Genomic DNA, 18,321 nt, shown 5'->3' with positions numbered 1-18,321 from the left:
ATTGACGGCCGCGGTCCCGCGTTGCCATACTCCCGGGCCACGGGCGCTGAGTAAGCGCTTGCGGCACGCACCTGTGCCAATCTTCGAATCCCCCACATGCGGGCTGCGGACACCCCGCGAATGAATCGATTCACCCCCGGGAGCCCCATCCGGCCCGCCACATCCCCCACACACAGGAGCAACAATGGGAAGCAGAGCCGCATCCCCCCGCAGGAAGCGCAGGTTCACCCTCCTGGCCGCCGGTCTGCTGGCCGTGGTGAGTTCGGGCGTCGGCCTGACCGCGACGGCCGGTGCCGCCGAGGACACGGCCGACGCGCCGGAGACGCTGGCCTGTGGCGACGGCAGCTACGACGCGGAGGTGGTCCTGGACGGGAGCACCTGGACCGCGCCGGGCTACAGCGGTGACTCGATGCTGGAGGCCATGCGCGCCGGCGTCGCCAGCCTCACCGAGGGCCGCACGAACATGGAGTCGGTCGTGGTGCGCGGCTCCGGGGACGTACCCGCCGACGCCTCGCTCGACCTGCCGAGCCACACCTCGCTCGAGGTGTGCGGAACGCTGAACGTCACCGGTGGCATGGCCGCCGACCAGGCCCCGATCCGGGTGCGGAACGCGGAGAACGTGGCCATCCCGTTCCTGGAGAACATGCACGGGGCCCCGTACTTCGGCATCTTCGTCCAGAACGCCCACGACGTGGCGATGGGCGATATCAGGATGGAACTCTCCGGCGGCCTCGGCATCCGCATCGACAACCACGACAACACCGGCGAGCGCACCACCGGCATCAGCATCGACTCGGCGACCATCAGCGGGGCGGGCGCCCACGCGGTGGAGACCTACGGCGTCGACGGCTTCACGGCCGGAACCATCACGGCCACCGACGTCGGCGAGTCGGGGCTGCTGCTCAACGACACGGTCAATGCCGACATCGGCACCGTCAACGCCACGAACGCGGGCGCCGGGACCGGTTACGCGGCCTTCCGCATGGCCAACAACAACGGCGCCCTGAACGACTACAGCACCAACATCCACGTCGGCGAGGTCATCGCCCGCGGCGGCGGGCGCGGCATCTTCTGCGTCTCGGAGAGCGGCGGCGCGGTGATCGACCGGGTGGATATCGCGGACACCGGCAACAACGCGGTGCTCATCGAGAACTGCTACAACGTCACGATCGCGAGCGAGGGCGGCACCATCTCGGGCGGCGGAGAGGTTCGGCTCGCCGCACGTGCCGAGTTCGCGAACAACCGGGACATCACCCTGTCCAACTTCACACTGATCGACTCCGCCCTCACGGAGAACCCGTGCGGCGACAACACCACGATCAGCAACGTCACGTTCGAGAACAGCGCCGACAACAGCTGCTGAGCAGCCGCATCCGCGCATTCACCGGCGGCAGGCCCCCCGGGCCTGCCGCCCCCGGCGTTGCGGTAGCCGACGGCACGTGAAACGGTTTCTGGCAGCCGTTTCGAACAGGGGGCCGTATGCGTCTCGGCAGGACGGCCTCGCCGGCTTACGGCGCGGCGCACATCACCGGGCTCGGCGCCCGTCTGGTCCTGGTGCCGCTCAGCAGACCGTGGGGCCCCGACGTGCCGCGCGTCCACGTGATCGCGACCACGGTGTCGCTCTCCGACGGCACCGAGGGGCACGGCTTCTCCTGGACGCCGACCATCGGCGCCGAGGCGGTGCTCGCCCTCCTGAAGCACGACATCGCCGGGGCCGCGCTCGGCAGGACCGCCGATCCCGAGGCGGTCTGGCAGCCCCTGTGGGAGTACCTGCACGAAGCCGGTGGCGGCGGGCTGACGACGATCGCCCTCGCCGGCCTCGACCTGGCCCTGTGGGACGCCGCCGCGCGCCGCGCGGGGCTGCCGCTCACCGGGCTGCTGGGCCTGACGCGGGAGAGCGTCGAGGTGTACGGCAGCGGAGTCAACCTGCACTATTCCCTCGACGAGTTGCGTGCCCAGGCCGAACGGTGGGTGGCCGCGGGTTTTGACGCGGTGAAGGTCAAGGTCGGCAAGCCCGACCTCGGCGAGGACGTCGAACGCGTCGCCGCGGTCCGGGATGTCCTCGGGCCGACGCGCCGGCTGATGATCGACGCCAACCAGCGCTGGGACCTCGACCGCGCCACCCGGGCCGTCACCGCGCTGTCGGCGTTCGCACCGGCCTGGGTCGAGGAGCCCCTGCGCGCCGACGACCTCGCGGCGCATGCCGAGCTGGCCCGGCGGGTCGCGGTTCCCGTCGCGGTGGGCGAGAACCTGCACACGGAGTACCGATTCGCCGACTTCCTGCGTGCCGGGGCGGCCCGCGTCGTGCAGCCCAACATCGTGCGCGTCGGCGGGATCACGCCGTTCCTGCGCATCGTCCGGCTCGCGCGGGAACACGGCGCGGCCCTGCACCCGCACCTCCTGCCGGAGCTGTCGGGTCAGCTCGCGCTCACCCTCGGAGCGGACGTCATGGTCGAGGAGGTGGAGGACGCCGGCTTCGGCGCCCTCGGCGTGCTCCGGGACCCCTCACCCGTGCACGTGGCGGGCGGCCGCCTGACCGAAACCGACCACGCGGGCCTCGGACTCCGCTTCGCCGACCCCGGCGAGGACACCCCGGCGACCGCTCCTCAAGCCCTCGCCCCGTGACCGGCCCGGGTGGGCACTTATGGTTACTCGCTCACCGCGGGGAAGTAAGCTGTGTCCAGGCAGAACGCGCCTACCGGTGAGAGGGGTGCCCGTCGTGACCGAGCGGAGCAAGCGTCATCCCGACGACGCGGACGTGACGCGCGCCGATTCGCTGGCCCGCGAGATCTTCGTCGGCGTGGCCAATAAGTGGGCGTTGCTGATCATCAATGTCCTGGGCGAGCGGACGCTGCGCTTCACCGAGCTGAGGACCGCGGTCGACGGCATCAGCCACAAGATGCTCACCCAGACCCTGCGCGGGCTCGAACGTGACGGAGTCGTGCACCGGACGGTGCACGCGACCGTGCCGCCGCGTGTCGAGTACCGCCTGACCGAAGCGGGCGAGGCGCTGCGCGAGACGGTCAACGGCATGTGCGCGTGGACCCACCGCTACCTCGACGAGATCGAGTCCGCCCGCAGCCGCTTCGACACGCGCGGCATCCCAAGCGAGTCCGCGCCCGCCCGCCGGTGAGTGCCGGTCTTCGAACCAAGGCCTCCTCCTGCCACCTGGCAAGATCAGCTCGTGGGTCGGGGTGCGATGCCCTTGCACAGGATCGAGCTCACCGACTGGCGTGATGTGCGTTCCTGGGCGGGCCTGCCTGCCTGAAGCCTGTCGCTTCCAGCCGTGAGGGCCGAATACCGAGGAACAGACGTGCGCCTTCGTGGCCTCCGCGGTCAAAGCGTGGACTCGCACGCCTCAGAGCCGGAACCGGTTCTCGTGGAACAGAGCCAAGCGGGGAACCTCGCGTGCCCGGCCGAACGTTCCGCAGTGGGGGGTGAGTTGGTTGGTGATGTGGCGACGTGTCGTGCCTGTCCTGGCGGTGATCGTGCTGGCCGGTGGCGGCGTCGGGAGTGGGTCGGCCCCCGGGTCGGACGGAGGGATGTCCCGTGAGGCCGACGCCTACCTGACGACCGTTCTCGACCTGATGGAGGAGAACGCGTTGCTCAGCCGGCGGGTCGACTGGCCGGCGGTGCGCGCAGAGGCGCGCGGACCGGCTGCCGGGGCGCGGACACCGGGTGACACGCATGCGGCGATCGAGGTCGCGCTCCGGTCATTGGGTGACCGGCACAGTTACCTGGTCCGCCCGGACGCGGCCGCGGAGGTGCTCCACGGGCCTCTGGTCGAGGGCGCCGGGCCCCAGGGGCGGTCACTGCCCGGCGGGTTCGCCCATCTCACCCTGCCCGGGGCCCCTGCCTCCGAGGAGGGGGAGGCCGCCTACGTGCGGGAGGGGCGGGACGCCGTGCGGGAGGCCGTCGGGGGCGGGGCATGTGGCTGGGTGGTCGATCTCCGGGAGAACACGGGCGGCAACATGTGGGCGCAGTTGGCCGTCGTCGCGGGGCTCCTCGGCGACGGCGAGGTGGGGGCCTTCGTGCACGCGGACGGGCGGCGCGGCCCCTGGGTGATCGAGGAGGGCGCCGTGCTCGTCGAGGGCGGTGTACTCGGTCCGGCGCAGCCGGTCCTCCCCGCCATGCCGCCCGTCGCCGTCCTCACCGGTTCCGCGACCGCGAGCGCCGGCGAAGCCGTCGCCATCGCCTTCCGCGGGCGACCCGACACCAGGTCGTTCGGCCGCCCCACCTTCGGCGTGCCCACGGGGAACGCCCTTCACGAACTTCCCGACGGCGCGGTGCTGCTCCTGACCGAGGTCCGCGAGGCTGATCGTACCGGCCGGGTCTACCCGCACGATCAGCCGCTGCGGCCCGACGAGGAGACCAGAGGGGAACGGGCCACCCTGCGGGCCGCCACCGACTGGCTCGCCTCCCACCCCCGCTGCCGGGGAACCGCCTCCGGCTGACCGCCCGACCGATGGTGGGCTCACATGACGTTCTGGTCCCGCAGGGTCACCAGCGCCGCGAAGTGGAAGCCCCAGTCCTCGGCGGCGAGATCGGACACGGTGGGCATCAGCACGTCGATGAACACCGCGGTGGCGCCGTGGGACAGGTCCGGGTCGTGGCTCCGGCCGGAGAGGATGTTGCTCACCGACCTATGATGCGATCCCGGCCTTCCACCTGCTTGGAGAAGACGCATGACGGATGCGGGCACCGGCAAAGTGGTCGTGAACAGGGTGATGTCCCTCGACGGGTTCATCGCCGGTCCCGGCCACACGATGGACTGGATATTCGAGCACATGACGTCGGCGACGTTCCCGGAGGTCATGGCGGCCACGGGCGCCATGCTCATCGGCCGGGGCACGTACGAGGTCGGCAAGCGAATGTCCGATGAGAACACCGGCTACGACGGCGGGGCGCAGTTCGTCCTCACCCACCGCCCGCCTGACGAGCCGGACCCCAACGTCACCTTCCTGACCTGCGACATCGAGGAAGCCGTGGCCACGGCACGCCGCGCCGCCGGCGAGGAGAACCTGGAGATCCTCGGCGCCGACGTGGCCGCCCAGTGCCTGCAGCGCGGCCTCGTCGACGAGATCCTGGTGTACGTGCTGCCGGTGCTGCTCGGCGACGGCGTCCGCTTCGCGCCACCGGGCCTCGACCGGATCGACCTGGAACCGTTCAGCAACGTCCAGTCGGGCGGGGTCACCATGCTGCGCTTCCACGTGCGCAAGTAGGCACGGTCGCGACTACTGGCCTGCTGTCATGGCCCCCGTCCCGTGGGGCACGTTCCCCGCTCTCGCTGAACATCACGGGCAGAACACCGAGCCCGGCCGAGCCCTCGCTCCGGACAACACCGGCCGCGCGGACGCCCGCTCCGCGCGGACGCCCCCTCACGCCGGGGCGGCGGACCGTCCAGAAGCGACAGTTCAAAGAGACCTTCTCACGGTCGGCACGCGGCCGAGCGGGCACAGGCCCGCGGAGGCCCGGTTCCGCCCCGTGGGCGGGGCGGAACCGGGCCGGGAGGGCGCCTGTTCCTCAGCGGTCGAGGCGGGTGACGTTCCAGCGTTGGTTGTCGCCGGAGTTGGGTGGCCAGGCGCCTGCGGGGGCGCCGTCGTGGGTGGCCTGGCCCGGGACTTCGAGAAGTTCGCCGGTGGCGGCGTTGACGAAGGTCCAGGTGCCGTCGCCCGTGGTGGACATGATCCACTGGGCCGCGGCGTCGGCACGCCCGCGGTCGCGTTCCAGGACGAGCGCGCCGTCGCGCAGCGCCAGGCGCTGGTCGTCCGCGCTGTTGCTCAGCACATAGCGCTGCGCGTTGTCCGTGCCGCGCGTCACCTTCCGCACCTCCCACCGCTGGGCCTCGTCGGCCGGGTCGGCGGTGCGGATGACCGCGGCGCCGCCGTCGTCGTCTGAGACGGACAGCGAACGGCCGCTCTGCACGCCGGTGAGGGCGTAGGAGGCGTCGCGCTGGATCAGCGCGGCGTCCCTGGCGACGCCGGAGGCGCCGTCCACCACGAAGGTGGTCACCGACTCGGCGGGCACGGTCAGGGTGGCGCGGTCGTCGGTCACGCGCACGGGCGAGCCGGTCACCAGCGCGCCGTCCGCGTCGGTCACCACGGGCGTGACGGTCGCGCCGCGCGCGAGCCTGGCGAACTTCGACAGGTCGAGGGTCACCTCGCGGTCCGCGGCGGAGTCGTTGACGTGGACCACGGTGGCCCCGTCCGCGCCGTCGACGGCCGCGACGCTGGCCGGCTCGTCGGTGCGGATCAGCCGGTCACCGGGGCGGATGAAGTGGGTGAAGTTCCGCGCCGTGTCGAACTTGGTGTTGGTGTGGATCGGGCAGCTCTCCAGCGTGTCCTCGTCCGTGCAGCTGAACGGCAGCTGGATGCTGCCCCAGTTGCCGCCCTCCTCGGACTCGCCGCCCGGCGCCATGTTGTCGAAGTCCTCCACGGGCTGCCAGAACACCCATGCGGAGGGCTCCAGTTGGCGCAGGTCGTCGACGATGTGGCGGGCCAGGCCGAGGCCGGGGACCATGGACTCGAAGTCCTGCCCGATGTTGCCCCAGTCGCCGCCGACCTCGCTCATCCACAGCGGCTTGTCCTCCGCCTTGGCCAGGTCCCTGACGGTCGTGCGGCCGCCGGTGCCGTAGGTGTGGACGTTCATCTGGTCGACGAGCTCGCGCACTTGAGGAGGGTAGGACTGCCAGTTGGTCGCGAACGTCGTCGGGTTGGTCTCGTCCATCGCGGAGATGACGGCGTCGGTGCCGGCCGCGCCGAGTTCCCCGGCGAGGGCGCTGATGACCTCCTGCTGGAGTTCGGGGCCCATGTGGGCGCCCTCCTGCCGGCCGCCGACGGGCTCGCCGTCCGGACCGAGCGTGGTGCTCCAGTAGTTGGTGTTGGGCTCGTTGAACGGGTCGAGGGTGTCCACCTCGATGCCGTGCGCGTCCTCGATCCGCTCGACGGCGCCGACGAGGTAGGCGGCGAAGTCCTCGACCGAGTCGCGGCGCAGCTGGTCGGCGCTTGCGTCGAAGCCGCCGGAGACGTAGCCGCTCTCTGTCATGAACCACGGCGGGGAGTTGCTGAACGCCTCCCAGTGGTCGATCTCCTCGGCGATGCGGTCGATCCACCAGCGCTGGGTGGCGTCGGCGTCCGCGTTCCAGTGGGCCGGGTCGTCCGCGTTCCACCAGTCCGTGTCCTCGCGGGTGGTGCCCTCGGGCGCCTGCCACCAGCCTTCGACGGCCCCGCCGGCCCGCAGGTAGTCGGTGACGTCGGGGGCGTTGCCGCCGCCGACGTTGTAGCGGGCGATGTTGAGGGCCAGTCCTTCGTCGCCGAAGACCAGCTCGGCCAGTTCCTCGCGGATCTCGTCCGGGTAGTCGCCGGTGGCGTTGGCGAACCACACCAGGCTGGTCCCCCAGCCCTCGAACTCCTGGCCCTGATAGGACGGATCGGGTGTGATGGTGACCGCGGTGGCGGCCCCGGCGGTCGTCCCCGCGGCGCCCGCGGCGGGCAGCGGGCCGGCGGCGAGCGTTCCGCCGGCGGCGGCCAGCACGGTGCACGCGGCCAGGGCCCTGCGCCCCGTCCTGGCGCGGGGTGTGGTGCGGATTCTTCGGCTCATGGGTTCTCCCTCGTGCCTGTCGCTTCCTTGCGAGGTACTGCGGAGATCGTGCGGCGGCCGGGGTCAGGTGCCGGCCGGGCGCCGCACGACGATCACGCCCCGTGGGGGCAGTACGGGCCCGCTGTCCGCGCCGGCGGCGGTCCCGGCGACGACCTCGCCGGTGACGCCGTCGAGGGACACGGGCTCGTCGGTGCGGTTCACCAGGAACCAGTAGTCCGCGTCGGGTCCGGTCCGCACGGTCAGCTCGGCGCGGCCCCGGACGGCCCGCGGCAGTTCGCCGCTCACCCCGGCGGCGTCGAGCAGGCGGGTCAGCGTTCCGGCCAGCTGCCCGGGGCCGAGGCGGGTCGAGACGTAGGCGGCGGAGCCAGGCCCCGCGGCGCGGCGGGTGATGGCGGGGCGGCCCGCGGCGTGGCCGGAGGCGTAGCGGGTCAGGACCTCGGTGGCCGGGTCGGTGACGGTGACGAGGTCGGTCCACAGCGTGCCGGTGGTGCCATCGTCGAGCGTGACGCGCTCGTCGTCCTGGAGCGGGGCGAACTCCTCGATGCGGATGCCGAGGAGGTCGCGCAGCGGTCCCGGGTAGCCGCCGAGCCAGACGTGGTCGTGCTCGTCGACGACGCCGGAGAAGTAGGTGGTGACCAGGTGGCCGCCGCCGTCGACGTACCGGGTCAGCTCCTTGGCGAGGGATTCGGGAACGACGTGCAGGACGGGCGCGACGACCAGGCCGTAGCCGTCCAGCGGGGTGCCGGTGGGCACCACGTCGGTGCGCACGCCCAGGGCGAGGAGCGCCGAGTACCAGTCCAGCGCCTCCTGCCGGTAGCGCAGCCGCGAGGAGGGGTGGGAGTCCTGCTCGCTGGCCCACCACGACTCCCAGTCGAAGAGGATCGCGGCAGGTGCGCGCAGCCGTTCCGTTCCGGCGGCCGGGGCGAGGTCGCGCAGGGTGGCGCCGAGGGCGGCGACCGAGCGGAACAGTTCGCTGTCGGGGCCGGCGTGGGGCACCATCGCGGAGTGGTACTTCTCGGCGCCGGCCGCGGACTGGCGCCACTGGAAGAAGCAGACGGCGTCCGCGCCGTGCGCGACGTGCAGCAGGGAGTCCCGGGCCAGTTCACCGGGCTCCTTGGCCCGGTTGACGGGCTGCCAGTTGACGGCGCTGGTGGAGTGTTCCATCAGGAACCAGGGCTTGCCGCCCGCGAGGTTGCCGGTGAGGTTGGCGGAGAACGACAGTTCGTCCAGGCCCTGCGGGCCGGGGTGGACGTAGTGGTCGTTGGAGACGAAGTCGACCTCGGCGGCCCAGTCGGCGTAGTTCATGCCCTTGGTCTCGCCCATCACCATGAAGTTGGTGGTGACCGGCACGCCGGGGGTGATCCGCGTCAGCACCTCGCGCTCGGCGCGCAGGTAGTCCTTCAGCGCGTCGGAGGAGAAGCGCTTGAAGTCGAGCTGCTGCGTGGGGTTGGGGTGCGAGGCGGCGAGCCGGGGCGGCAGGACCTGCTCGAAGTCGGTGTAGCGCTGGGACCAGAACGCCGTGCCCCAGGCGTCGTTGAGGGCGTCGATGCCGCCGTAGCGCGAGCGCAGCCAGGTGCGGAAGGCGTGGGCCGCGTCGTCGGAGTAGTCGTAGATGTTGTGGCAGCCCAGCTCGTTGTTGACGTGCCAGGCGACCAGGGCGGGGTGGTCGCCGTAGCGTTCCGCCATGGTGGTGACCAGGCGCAGGGCGTGGGAGCGGAAGACCGGGGAGGTGGGCCGCCAGTGCTGGCGGGCGCCGGGCCATACCGTCTCGCCCGTGGCGGTGACGGGCAGGATCTCGGGGTGCGCCGTGGTCAGCCAGGGCGGCGGGGAGGCGGTCGCGGTGGCCAGGTCGACGCCGATGCCGCCGTCGTGGAGCAGGCCCATCACCTCGTCCAGCCAGGCGAAGTCCCAGGTGTCCCGCGCCGGCTGGATGCGGGCCCAGGAGAAGATCGCGAGGGAGACGAGGGTGACTCCGGCCTCGCGCATCAGCCGGATGTCCTCGCGCCACACCTCCTTCGGCCACTGTTCCGGGTTGTAGTCGGCGCCGTATTCGAAGCGGCGGGCGGTGCCGTCCGTGGCGGCGGGCCGGAGCGGCCAGCGGTGTGTCGAGGCGCGGGGCATGTGCTTCTCCTTGACTGTGCGCGTGCGGGTGCCGGCACACCGGCCGGGGCGGGGCCCGGGCGGTGGCGCCGGTGCACGGAGGGGTCGTTCCGGGGCGGGCCGGGGCAGCCGTGGCGGGCCGCGGGCCGGGGGCGCGGCCCGCCGCGGCGGTCACTCCTGGACGGTGAAGCCCTGCTCCGTGCCGTAGTCGGCGGACATCTGCTGCCAGTCGGCGAGCCCCTCGGTGAGCGTGGTTCCGGAGATGTACGCCTGGCCGACGGTGTCGTTGAAGACCGAGTTGGCGTAGACCTGGTAGGGGAGGTACGACCAGCCTTCGCCGACGTTCGCGGCGGACGCCGCGAAAATCTCGTTCGCCGTCTGACCGCCGAAGTACTCGAACTCGGTGCTCAGGAACTCCTCCGACTCCAGCTCGGCGGTGGTGGCGGGGAACGCCCCGTCCGCGACGCGGACGCCGACGCCTTCGCCGACGTTGGCGTACTCCAGGAAGGCGTAGGCCAGTTCCTTGTTGCCGGCGGCCGAGGGTATGGCGAGGGAGCTACCGCCGTTCTCCGCGCTGGCGTTCGCCCCCTCCTCCCACTGGGGCAGCGGCGCGACGCGCCACGAGCCGGCCGCGTCCGGCGCGCCGGACACCAGGTTGCCCGGCATCCACGCGCCGGTGGCGAGGGTGGCGATGGTGCCGTCGTTCAGGCCCTGGTACCACTCGTCGCTCCAGGCGGTGATGGGCGCGAGCAGGTCCTCGTCGAGGAGCTGCTGCCAGGTCTCGGCGAACGCCGCGGAGCCCTCGTCGGTGAAGTCGATCGCCACCTCGGTGCCGTCCACGGTGTAGGGGCGGCCCCCGGCCTGCCAGATCATGCTGGTGGCGAAGCCGGCGTCGCCTGCGTCGGCGCCGATGTAGACGTCGGGGTCGGCCGCGTGGAGATCGCGGGCGGCCTGGACGTACTCGTCCCAGGTGGTCGGCACCTCGATGCCGTGCTCGTCGAAGACGTCCTGGTTGTAGAACAGCGCCATCGGGCCGGAGTCCGTGGGCAGTCCGTAGATGCCGTCCCCCACCTGCACGGTGCTCCACGGGCCGGGCGAGAAGGTGCCGTCCAGATCGTCGGCGCCGAAGGAGGACAGGTCAGTGAGGGATTCGGAGATGGTGAACTGGCTGATGGCGTAGTACTCGATCTGCGCGACGTCGGGCACGCCGGAGCCGGCGGACATGGCGTTCTGGAGCGCGGTGTACTGGTCGGTGTTGGTGCCCGCGTTGACCAGGTCGACCTCCACGTTCGGGTGGGCGGCCTCGAAGTCGGCGACGACCTGTTCCAGGGTGGGGTCCCAGCCCCACACCGTGATCTCGCCGCCCTCCTCCAGGGCGGCCTGCACCGCGTCGGGCGATGACTCCTCACCGGCGTCGTCGTCGGAGGAGCCGCAGGCCGTGAGCCCGAGGGCCAGGGCGCAGGCCGCGGCCGCGCCGCGGACCAGGGGGCGTCTGAAGGTGGTCATGGTCGTCATCTCACTTCGTCGTCAGAGAACAGGGTGCGGACGGGAGTTGAGGGGGCGCGGGCGGCTCATCCCTTCACGCTTCCGGCGGCCAGGCCGGACTGCCAGTAGCGCTGGAGGAGGAGGAACGCGGCGATCAGCGGGACGATGGTGAGCAGCGAGCCGGTGATCACCAGGTTGAAGATGGCCTCGCCGCCTGCCGTGGACGCCTGCGCGTTCCACGCGTTGAGCCCCAGGGTCAGCGGGTACCAGTCGGGGTCCTTGATCATGATGAGCGGCAGGAAGTAGTTGTTCCAGGTGGCGACGATGGTGAACAGGGAGACCGTGACGATGCCGGGCGCCAGCATGGGCAGCGCGACCCGGAAGAACGTGCCGATCTCGCCGGAGCCGTCGATCCTGGCGGCTTCGAGCAGTTCGGTGGGGATCGCCTCGCTGGCGAACACCCACATCAGGTAGAGCCCGAACGGCGAGATCAGGGACGGAATGATCACCGCCCAGGGGGTGTTGGTCAGCCCCATCTCGCTGAACATCAGGAACGTGGGGACCGCGAGCGCCGTTCCCGGCACCGCGACGGCCCCGATGACCACGGCGAACACCCCGCGCTTGCCGGGGAAGTCGTACTTGGCCAGCGCGTAGCCACCCAGCACGGCCAGGAACGTGGCACCGCCGGCGCCGAGGACCACGTACATGAGGGTGTTCAGCAGCCAGCGGCCGAAGACGCCGTCGTCGTAGGTGAAGGTGTCGGCGATGTTGCTGAAGAGGGCGAAGTCGCCGCTGAACCACAGGCCGAAGGAGTCGAGCAGGCTGGACTGCGTCTTGGTGGCGTTGACGAACAGCCACGCCAGCGGCACCAGCGTGTAGAGCAGGACCAGTCCGGTGACCAGGGTCAGCGGGACGCTGCGGCGATTGCGGCCCGGGCGGCCCGCGGCGCCGCCGGCACGTCGGGCGGGGCGCAGCCGCGGCGCGCGGCTCCTGGTGCTGTGCGGCGCGTTGACGGTCGGGGCGGGAGCGCTCATCGCCGCTCACGACTCCTTTCGCATGCCGCGCAGCTGCACGACGTAGGCGACGATCATGGTCAGCAGGCCCATGACGATGGCGACCGTGGCCGCGTAGTTGTGCTGCTGGCCGGCGAAGGACAGCGAGTAGGTCATGAGGTTGGGCGTGTAGTCGCTGGTGATCGCGTTCGGGGCCAGGCTCTGGAGGATGCTCGGCTCGTTGAACAGCTGGAAGGTGCCGATGATCGAGAAGATCGTCGCGATGACCAGCGCACCGCGGATCGCGGGCAGTTTGATGGCGGTGATCACGCGCCACTGCCCGGCTCCGTCGATCTCGGCCGCCTCGTAGAGCGAGTGCGGGATGACGCGGAGCGCGGAGTAGAAGATCAGCATGTTGTAGCCGACGAATTCCCAGGTCACGATGTTGCCGATGGCCGCGAGTATCAGATCGGGCGAGAGCGGGTCGGGCAGGTCGGTGCCCAGGGCGTCGTTGATGTTGCCGACCAGGCCGAAGCGGGTGCCGTACATGAAGCCCCACATCAGGGTGGCGACGACGGCGGGCACGGCGTAGGGGAGGAAGATCGTGATGCGGAAGAAGTCCCTGCCGTACAGCCGGCCGCTGTCCAGTGCCAGGGCCACCAGCAGCGCGATGCAGAGCATGATCGGCACCTGGACGGCCAGGAATGTCGCCACCCGGCCCAGCGCTTCCCAGAACTGCGGGTCTTCCAGGGCGCGCTGGTAGTTGTCCAGGCCGACGAACGAGTTCCCGCCGACCAGCTGATCCTGGTAGAGGCTGAGGTAGAGGGAATACCCGATGGGGGCCAGGAAGACGAGCGCGAAGACCGCCATGAACGGTCCGACGAACGCCCAGCCCGTCCAGCGGCGCCTGCGGCGTGGCCCGGGCGGGGACAGCGCGTTGCGTCCCGCTCGCGCGGGCGGGGACAGCGTCGTCATGCGGTACCTCGCTCGTCGTGATGTACGGCTCGTCTTGCTCGGTTCGTCTTGCTCGGCTCGTGCTGCTCGGCTCGTGCTGCCGGGAAAGATCCACGTTCGCGCAAACATCCGCCCCGGGGGCGGCGACGGCGTTACGCGATGTTTACGCAAACATCAGTGTCGCGAGATGTTTACACTTCTCCCTGGAACGCGTCAAGACTTCGGGAGGCGGACGAACATGGCGGAGCCCGTGGACAGCGAGGACAGTCCCTCTCCCCCGGCCGCGGCCCCGGCGGCCCGGCGGGTGCGCCGGGTCTCCATGGCGGACGTCGCACGGCTGGCCGGCGTCTCCTCGCAAACTGTCTCCCGCGTCTCCAACGGCCACCCGACCGTCGTCGAGGCGACCCGTCTGCAGGTGCTGGCCGCCATGAAGGAGCTCGGCTACCGGCCCAACAGCGCGGCCCGCGCCCTGAAGAGCGGCGAGTTCCGCACGCTGGGCGTCATCCTGTTCACGCTCTCCACCACCGGGAACGTCCGCACGCTCGAAGCCATCGCCTCCTCCGCCGCGCACGAGGGCTACGCCGTCACGCTGCTGCCGGTGGCCGCGCCGACGCAGGACGAGGTGCGCGGCGCGTTCACGCGGCTCGGCGAGCTGGCCGTGGACGCCTTCATCGTGATCATGGAGGTGCACCTGCTGGACACGGCCACGGTCTCGCTGCCGCCCGGCGTGCAGGTCGTGGTCGCCGACTCCGACGCGGGCGACCGTTACAGCGTCGTCGACACCGACCAGGCCGGCGGCACCCGCGAGGCGGTGCGCCACCTGCTGGACCTCGGCCACCGCACGGTCTGGCACCTGGCGGGCCCCGAGGAGTCCTTCGCCGCGCAGCGGCGGGCCGACGCCTGGCGGGCCACCCTGACGGAGGCCGGCCGGGAGTCGCCGCCGCCGGTGCGGGGCGACTGGTCGGCCGAGTCCGGCTACCGCGCCGGGCTGCGCCTGGCCGACGAGCCCGGCTGCACGGCGGTGTTCACGGCCAACGACCAGATGGCGCTCGGGCTGCTGCACGCGCTGCACGAGAAGGGCCGGGCCGTGCCCGGGGACATCAGCGTGGTCGGGTTCGACGACATTCCGGAGGCGGCCTCGTTCATCCCGCCGCTGACCACCATCCACCAGGACTTCGCGCAGGTCGGCCGCCTGCTCGTGGAGGGCGTACTGCGCCAGCTCCGCACCGACGCACCCGAACGCGGCACCACGCTCGTACCCACCCGCCTCGTCGTCCGCTCCACCACCGCCCCACCCCGCCCGGGGAGTTGACGGCCCGCACCCCCCTGTCCTCTCCCGGGCGGGCAGGCGCACGCGGCAGAGATTTCGGACCGGGCCGCGGACATCGCCGAGTGCACTCGGAGCAGGCGCTGGACCTGGTCAACGAGGCTGCGGCTGAACGGTTTCAGGTGCGCGATAAGATGTTGACAACGTCAGAAGGGGATTCCGGCTCGTTTGGCCAACGTCATGAGCCTGGGGTTGCTCCTGCGATGAATGGAAGTCAAGACGCGCAGAAGCTCTTGGCTGTGCGGGTGAACCCGGGCCATTTGGGGAGCAGCATCCCAAGCATCAGAGAGCGAGTCGAGCGCACCCTCACGATCGCCAAGTGCGAGCCGCGCCCGAGAAAAATTCATGCGGAGCGGCCCGATTCGCGTTGCCGGCAGGGAAAGCGGATTGTGACTGATGTTCTCCATGGCAGACAATGCGTCGCCGTATTCCTCCAGGTCTACGGACGTGGCCACGACATGAGTCAGCGTGTTCTCCGGGCCGAAATGAATACCGTGATCCCCAGCATCACGGGGGAACTCATCAGCCATTCGCCACGCCTGTTCTCGGTGCCGCGCCGCCTCGACTTTATCTTTGAGTCGCCCGGCCAGAGTCATTCCTCGGAGATGCAAAATCCCCAGCCCAAAAAGGCGTTCGTGCGCTGTGAGGATGGTTTCTGCCTGAACCACGGCGCGATCAACTACTGCTAGCCCTCCCGCGAAGTCGCCAAAGTTCAGGAATGTGCCCGCCTCGTCCCGCGCTGCGATTACTGCCGCCAGCGGATCAGCGCGCTCAGCCGCCATCCTCTGCTTGGTGACCGCCAGATCAGCAAGATCCATCCAGCGGTGACGGGCAGCCAACCAGTAAACAGTGCTGTAAACGTCAGCCACCATTGACCAGGCGCCAGGACGTCCAACGACATGGGCATGGTTTGTCGCGTCGGCCAACAGCCCTGGCAAGCGGCTCAGTACCCCCGCGAGATCAGCATTACCCCGCAACCGGATGATCTCTCCAAGGGCGCCGACAAGTTCGCTCGAGTTCTGGTGCGGTTCACCCGGAAGATCGAAGCGTCGAATTGCCCCCCTAAGCTCTTTGATTTTCCCCTCATTGGCTGGTTCGACTGGGGTCTTACCCAGCACCTCATCGAGCGTATAACCGAGAGAGCTTGCGATGGATGCAGCCACTCCCTGACTCAGTGTCCGGTCACCGATCTCAATCTTACTGAGCAGCGATACGGAAATGCCCGCCCTGCGCGCCAGCGCCGCCTGTCCCATCCCACGGGCCTTGCGGAGAACCGCGACGTTCTGGCCGGGCCCGGGCATCTTCGTTGTTCCGGTCATGGTCTGAAGCCTCCCGTCGGTCGTCTCGGGACTTCAATGCTGCCAGCCATGGAGGAGTGCCGCACGCCGCTGTGCATGAAGTGTGCAAGCCCGCACGTCAGCGCACGTGTTGACTGAGTGTCAGGAGGCCTCCGCAACCGATGCGCGTCGGCTCGGGGGCATGAGCCAGCTGAAAGGAGCAGTCAACCATGCCTGAGTTCACGTACAGCGTCGGCGGTCGCACGGATGTTGCCGTGGCACGAAGGAGAAGGGCGCCCGGCCTGCTCTCGCCGGGCAACAAGGCCGGGACGCTTGCCCGTCTCGCTGACTCGTCGGCGGGCGCCCAGCTCCACGACGCGGCCATAGCGCTTGAACACTCGTCGGCCGTGCCGGCGAACGGTGGCGCGACTGAGCACGAGTTGCGGTTCCTCGCCGAACGGCTGCCCGAGTACCTGCATCACGGGCTGAACGTGGCCGAGTTTCGCGATATGAGGCTGCACCACGGCCACAACGGGGCGGGTGAGTGATGGGCACGCGCCGCCGCTTCCGGAACTGTATATTGACGCCGAATCACGATTCGGACGCTGCCCCCGTCAAGGTGGCATGCGAGTGCGCTGACTTCGGCGAGAAGGGACCGATCGAAGAAGAGACCGAGACAGCACAGAAATGGACCTTCGCCCATTAAGGGAGAACGTCAGGCACGTCAATTACCGTCAGCATTCCTAACTTCCGCGCACCATGATTCCAGGAGACTTCCAGTGACCAGAATCGCAGGGCACCGGCGCGAAGTGATCGGCACAATCCGCGCGGGAAGCGCCATGTCGACTTCGGCAGCCGTGGTGCCGCCGCCTCACCGCAATTCGCCCTCGGATGGCCGGCAAGCTTCCGGTTCGACCGCCGGGGGCAGGCACCCCATCTGCTACGAGCATCCCGGCCCCCGCACCAACGCGAGGCCGGGAGCCCCGCCCGGAGGGCAGAAGAACAACACCGCCAGGCGGGGGGCAAAGCCTGGGCGTGACCCGAACCCCGTGGCACAGGTTGAGTCAGGTACCGCAAGCGCACCAGGCGCTTGCCCTATGGAAGTGTGCGTATGAAGCGAATTATTGCCCGAATCTGGAAACTCATCCGTGGCCCTCTGCAATGGCGTGTCCTGTGGTTCGCCCACGCCAAGTTCATGATCGGCGTCACGGGTGTGGTGCGGAACGAACAAGGTCAAGTCCTACTGCTCAAACACCGCATGTGGCCTGCCGACCGGCCATGGGGGCTCCCGACCGGGTACGCAATCAAGAACGAGGAATTTCCCGAGACCATCGTCCGAGAGGTCCGGGAAGAAACCGGCCTTGACGTCGCTCCGGGGCGACTGGTTCAAGTAACCAGCGGCTACAAGCTCCGCGTGGAGATCGCGTACGCAGCTCTTCATGTGGGCGGAACTCTCAAGATTGACGGCTTCGAAATTCTGGAGGCGAAATGGTGCTACCCGGATGCGCTCCCGGAAGGGACGCAGGAGTCTCATGTTCAGCTCATCAAGGCAGGCACAGTGAGTTGACGGAACTCGCCCCGAACGAGTCCGTTATCGGCGCTAAGGAAATAGCAGTACTCGCAGCGATGCGCGCCGATGCGTCCCTGCTCACGGGAAAGCACCCCGCCCACGTGTTCCGGCCCCTCTCGGAAAGGCTCAGCACGTGGGAAGCGGACGGCATCGACACCACGCCTTTCCGTGATGGCGTTGAAGCCGCCAAACGCCGGTACGCCGGGTACGGGATGGTGCAGATGTTGCCGCTTGAGCGTGTGTTGGTCGGCTGCGAGTCCTCGCGTGCTGGTGCCTTCGGTGGATTTCACCACCCGGACCAGGGGTATCGGCACTTTCAAATGGTGGCCGTCATCACCATGTACGGGCCTCTGGAACGGCGGAACCCCGAGTGCCCGGCGCTGGCCCTTCTCGATCTCCTGCGCGCGTATACGCACGACTGCCTTCACTACGGATCGCGTCGGCGGTATGTCGAAGTAGCAGGTGTGCCCGTCCGCACTCAGTACGGAATCAACTACCGCCGCACAAGCGGACAGTCCTACTCGGCTGCCGACCAGCGCCGAAGCCACCACACCAGAAACCTAGGAATCGTCATGGAGGGGGCGTGCGACAGAGATGCGCGCGCCATCACCCGGCAGACGGCAGAGCATTTCGGCGTGACGGAACCCTCAGACATCCTCGGCGCACTCGCGTTCCGGGACGTGACGGGAACGCTGAGAGAGGAGGACACCGAGCACGTGCTGGACATGACGGGAAGCGAAGAGCAGACGCGATACGCGGCGGCCCTCAGCGGCTACGAGAAAGGCGTCAATCGTCGGTATTCGCACTTCCTTGAGGAGTTCGCCACTGGAGAAGAGAGCGAGTGCCACACGCGCCTCCTATCAGCCATCATCAGCGGCGATGTGGGCGCACTCGGGGCGTGGCTGGATGAGCGGCACGGCCCCGGGACCTTCGCGGGCCTCTTCCGTACGCCGGGGTACTTCGAACCCGGCCTGACCGCCTGAGCGGTTTTCCTCCTCATATCCCTGACCTCGTGTA

Annotated in this window: 17 protein-coding genes; 10 read left to right on the top strand and 7 right to left on the bottom strand. The window is 69.6% G+C overall.

Features of this window, described 5'->3' with window-relative positions; all coding sequences use genetic code 11:
- The first annotated feature begins 184 nt into the window (after positions 1-184).
- The 4 genes from RM779_RS28690 (at position 185) to RM779_RS28675 (ending at position 4,454) form a co-directional block, all read left to right on the top strand.
- Entirely contained in the window at positions 185-1,363 is a 1,179-nt protein-coding gene (locus RM779_RS28690) for a right-handed parallel beta-helix repeat-containing protein (protein ID WP_311620694.1), read from the top strand.
- Between the two features lie 116 nt (positions 1,364-1,479).
- On the top strand, positions 1,480-2,625 hold the full coding sequence (locus tag RM779_RS28685; RefSeq protein ID WP_311620693.1) for a mandelate racemase/muconate lactonizing enzyme family protein: 1,146 nt from the start codon (positions 1,480-1,482) through the stop codon (positions 2,623-2,625).
- 94 nt (positions 2,626-2,719) lie between these two features.
- A complete protein-coding gene (locus tag RM779_RS28680) occupies positions 2,720-3,133 on the top strand; it encodes a winged helix-turn-helix transcriptional regulator (protein WP_394813414.1) in 414 nt (137 codons plus the stop codon).
- Positions 3,134-3,542: 409 nt separating this feature from the next.
- A complete protein-coding gene (locus RM779_RS28675) occupies positions 3,543-4,454 on the top strand; it encodes a S41 family peptidase (RefSeq protein WP_311620691.1) in 912 nt (303 codons plus the stop codon).
- A 20-nt stretch (positions 4,455-4,474) separates the two neighbouring features.
- On the opposite strand, the gene RM779_RS28670 is transcribed toward RM779_RS28675, so the two are convergent.
- Positions 4,475-4,639 carry a hypothetical protein gene (locus RM779_RS28670; protein WP_311620690.1) on the bottom strand — a complete coding sequence of 55 codons (165 nt, stop codon included), beginning with the start codon at positions 4,637-4,639 and terminating at the stop codon, positions 4,475-4,477.
- Positions 4,640-4,685: 46 nt separating this feature from the next.
- On the opposite strand from RM779_RS28670, the gene RM779_RS28665 reads away from it, so the two are divergent.
- Positions 4,686-5,222 (top strand): dihydrofolate reductase family protein, encoded by a 537-nt coding sequence (locus RM779_RS28665; protein ID WP_311620689.1) that lies wholly within the window; start codon positions 4,686-4,688, stop codon positions 5,220-5,222.
- A gap of 301 nt (positions 5,223-5,523) precedes the next feature.
- Here RM779_RS28665 and RM779_RS28660 read toward each other — a convergent pair whose 3' ends face one another.
- The 5 genes from RM779_RS28660 to RM779_RS28640 form a co-directional block, all read right to left on the bottom strand.
- The gene (locus RM779_RS28660) at positions 5,524-7,599 is read right to left on the bottom strand and encodes an RICIN domain-containing protein (protein WP_311620688.1); all 2,076 of its coding nucleotides are present in this window, start codon (positions 7,597-7,599) and stop codon (positions 5,524-5,526) included.
- Positions 7,600-7,662: 63 nt separating this feature from the next.
- On the bottom strand, positions 7,663-9,720 hold the full coding sequence (locus tag RM779_RS28655; RefSeq protein ID WP_311620687.1) for a beta-galactosidase: 2,058 nt from the start codon (positions 9,718-9,720) through the stop codon (positions 7,663-7,665).
- Positions 9,721-9,870: 150 nt separating this feature from the next.
- Positions 9,871-11,205 (bottom strand): ABC transporter substrate-binding protein, encoded by a 1,335-nt coding sequence (locus RM779_RS28650; RefSeq protein ID WP_311620686.1) that lies wholly within the window; start codon positions 11,203-11,205, stop codon positions 9,871-9,873.
- Between the two features lie 65 nt (positions 11,206-11,270).
- The gene (locus tag RM779_RS28645) at positions 11,271-12,218 is read right to left on the bottom strand and encodes a carbohydrate ABC transporter permease (protein WP_311620685.1); all 948 of its coding nucleotides are present in this window, start codon (positions 12,216-12,218) and stop codon (positions 11,271-11,273) included.
- A 6-nt stretch (positions 12,219-12,224) separates the two neighbouring features.
- Complete coding sequence (locus tag RM779_RS28640) at positions 12,225-13,151, bottom strand: carbohydrate ABC transporter permease (protein WP_311620684.1); 927 nt, start codon at positions 13,149-13,151, stop codon at positions 12,225-12,227.
- Between the two features lie 217 nt (positions 13,152-13,368).
- On the opposite strand from RM779_RS28640, the gene RM779_RS28635 reads away from it, so the two are divergent.
- Entirely contained in the window at positions 13,369-14,442 is a 1,074-nt protein-coding gene (locus RM779_RS28635; protein ID WP_394813413.1) for a LacI family DNA-binding transcriptional regulator, read from the top strand.
- A 161-nt stretch (positions 14,443-14,603) separates the two neighbouring features.
- Here RM779_RS28635 and RM779_RS28630 read toward each other — a convergent pair whose 3' ends face one another.
- The gene (locus RM779_RS28630) at positions 14,604-15,776 is read right to left on the bottom strand and encodes a helix-turn-helix domain-containing protein (protein ID WP_311620683.1); all 1,173 of its coding nucleotides are present in this window, start codon (positions 15,774-15,776) and stop codon (positions 14,604-14,606) included.
- 188 nt (positions 15,777-15,964) lie between these two features.
- On the opposite strand from RM779_RS28630, the gene RM779_RS28625 reads away from it, so the two are divergent.
- The 4 genes from RM779_RS28625 to RM779_RS28615 all read left to right on the top strand — a co-directional run bounded on the left by RM779_RS28625 (position 15,965) and on the right by RM779_RS28615 (position 18,287).
- Positions 15,965-16,282 carry a hypothetical protein gene (locus tag RM779_RS28625; RefSeq protein ID WP_311620682.1) on the top strand — a complete coding sequence of 106 codons (318 nt, stop codon included), beginning with the start codon at positions 15,965-15,967 and terminating at the stop codon, positions 16,280-16,282.
- Positions 16,282-16,440, top strand: a complete 159-nt coding sequence (locus RM779_RS33900; RefSeq protein ID WP_449657310.1) for a DUF7848 domain-containing protein — start codon at positions 16,282-16,284, stop codon at positions 16,438-16,440. Before RM779_RS28625 ends, RM779_RS33900 begins: the two co-directional genes overlap by 1 nt.
- 405 nt (positions 16,441-16,845) lie before the next feature.
- Entirely contained in the window at positions 16,846-17,301 is a 456-nt protein-coding gene (locus RM779_RS28620) for an NUDIX domain-containing protein (RefSeq protein ID WP_311620681.1), read from the top strand.
- Positions 17,298-18,287, top strand: a complete 990-nt coding sequence (locus RM779_RS28615) for a hypothetical protein (RefSeq protein ID WP_311620680.1) — start codon at positions 17,298-17,300, stop codon at positions 18,285-18,287. Before RM779_RS28620 ends, RM779_RS28615 begins: the two co-directional genes overlap by 4 nt.
- Positions 18,288-18,321 lie beyond the last annotated feature (34 nt).

This window comes from Streptomyces johnsoniae, assembly GCF_031845565.1.
Lineage (GTDB): Bacteria > Actinomycetota > Actinomycetes > Streptomycetales > Streptomycetaceae > Streptomyces > Streptomyces johnsoniae.
The sequence above is the reverse complement of the archived record's forward strand: the minus strand, read 5'-3'. Positions and strand labels throughout refer to the sequence as shown.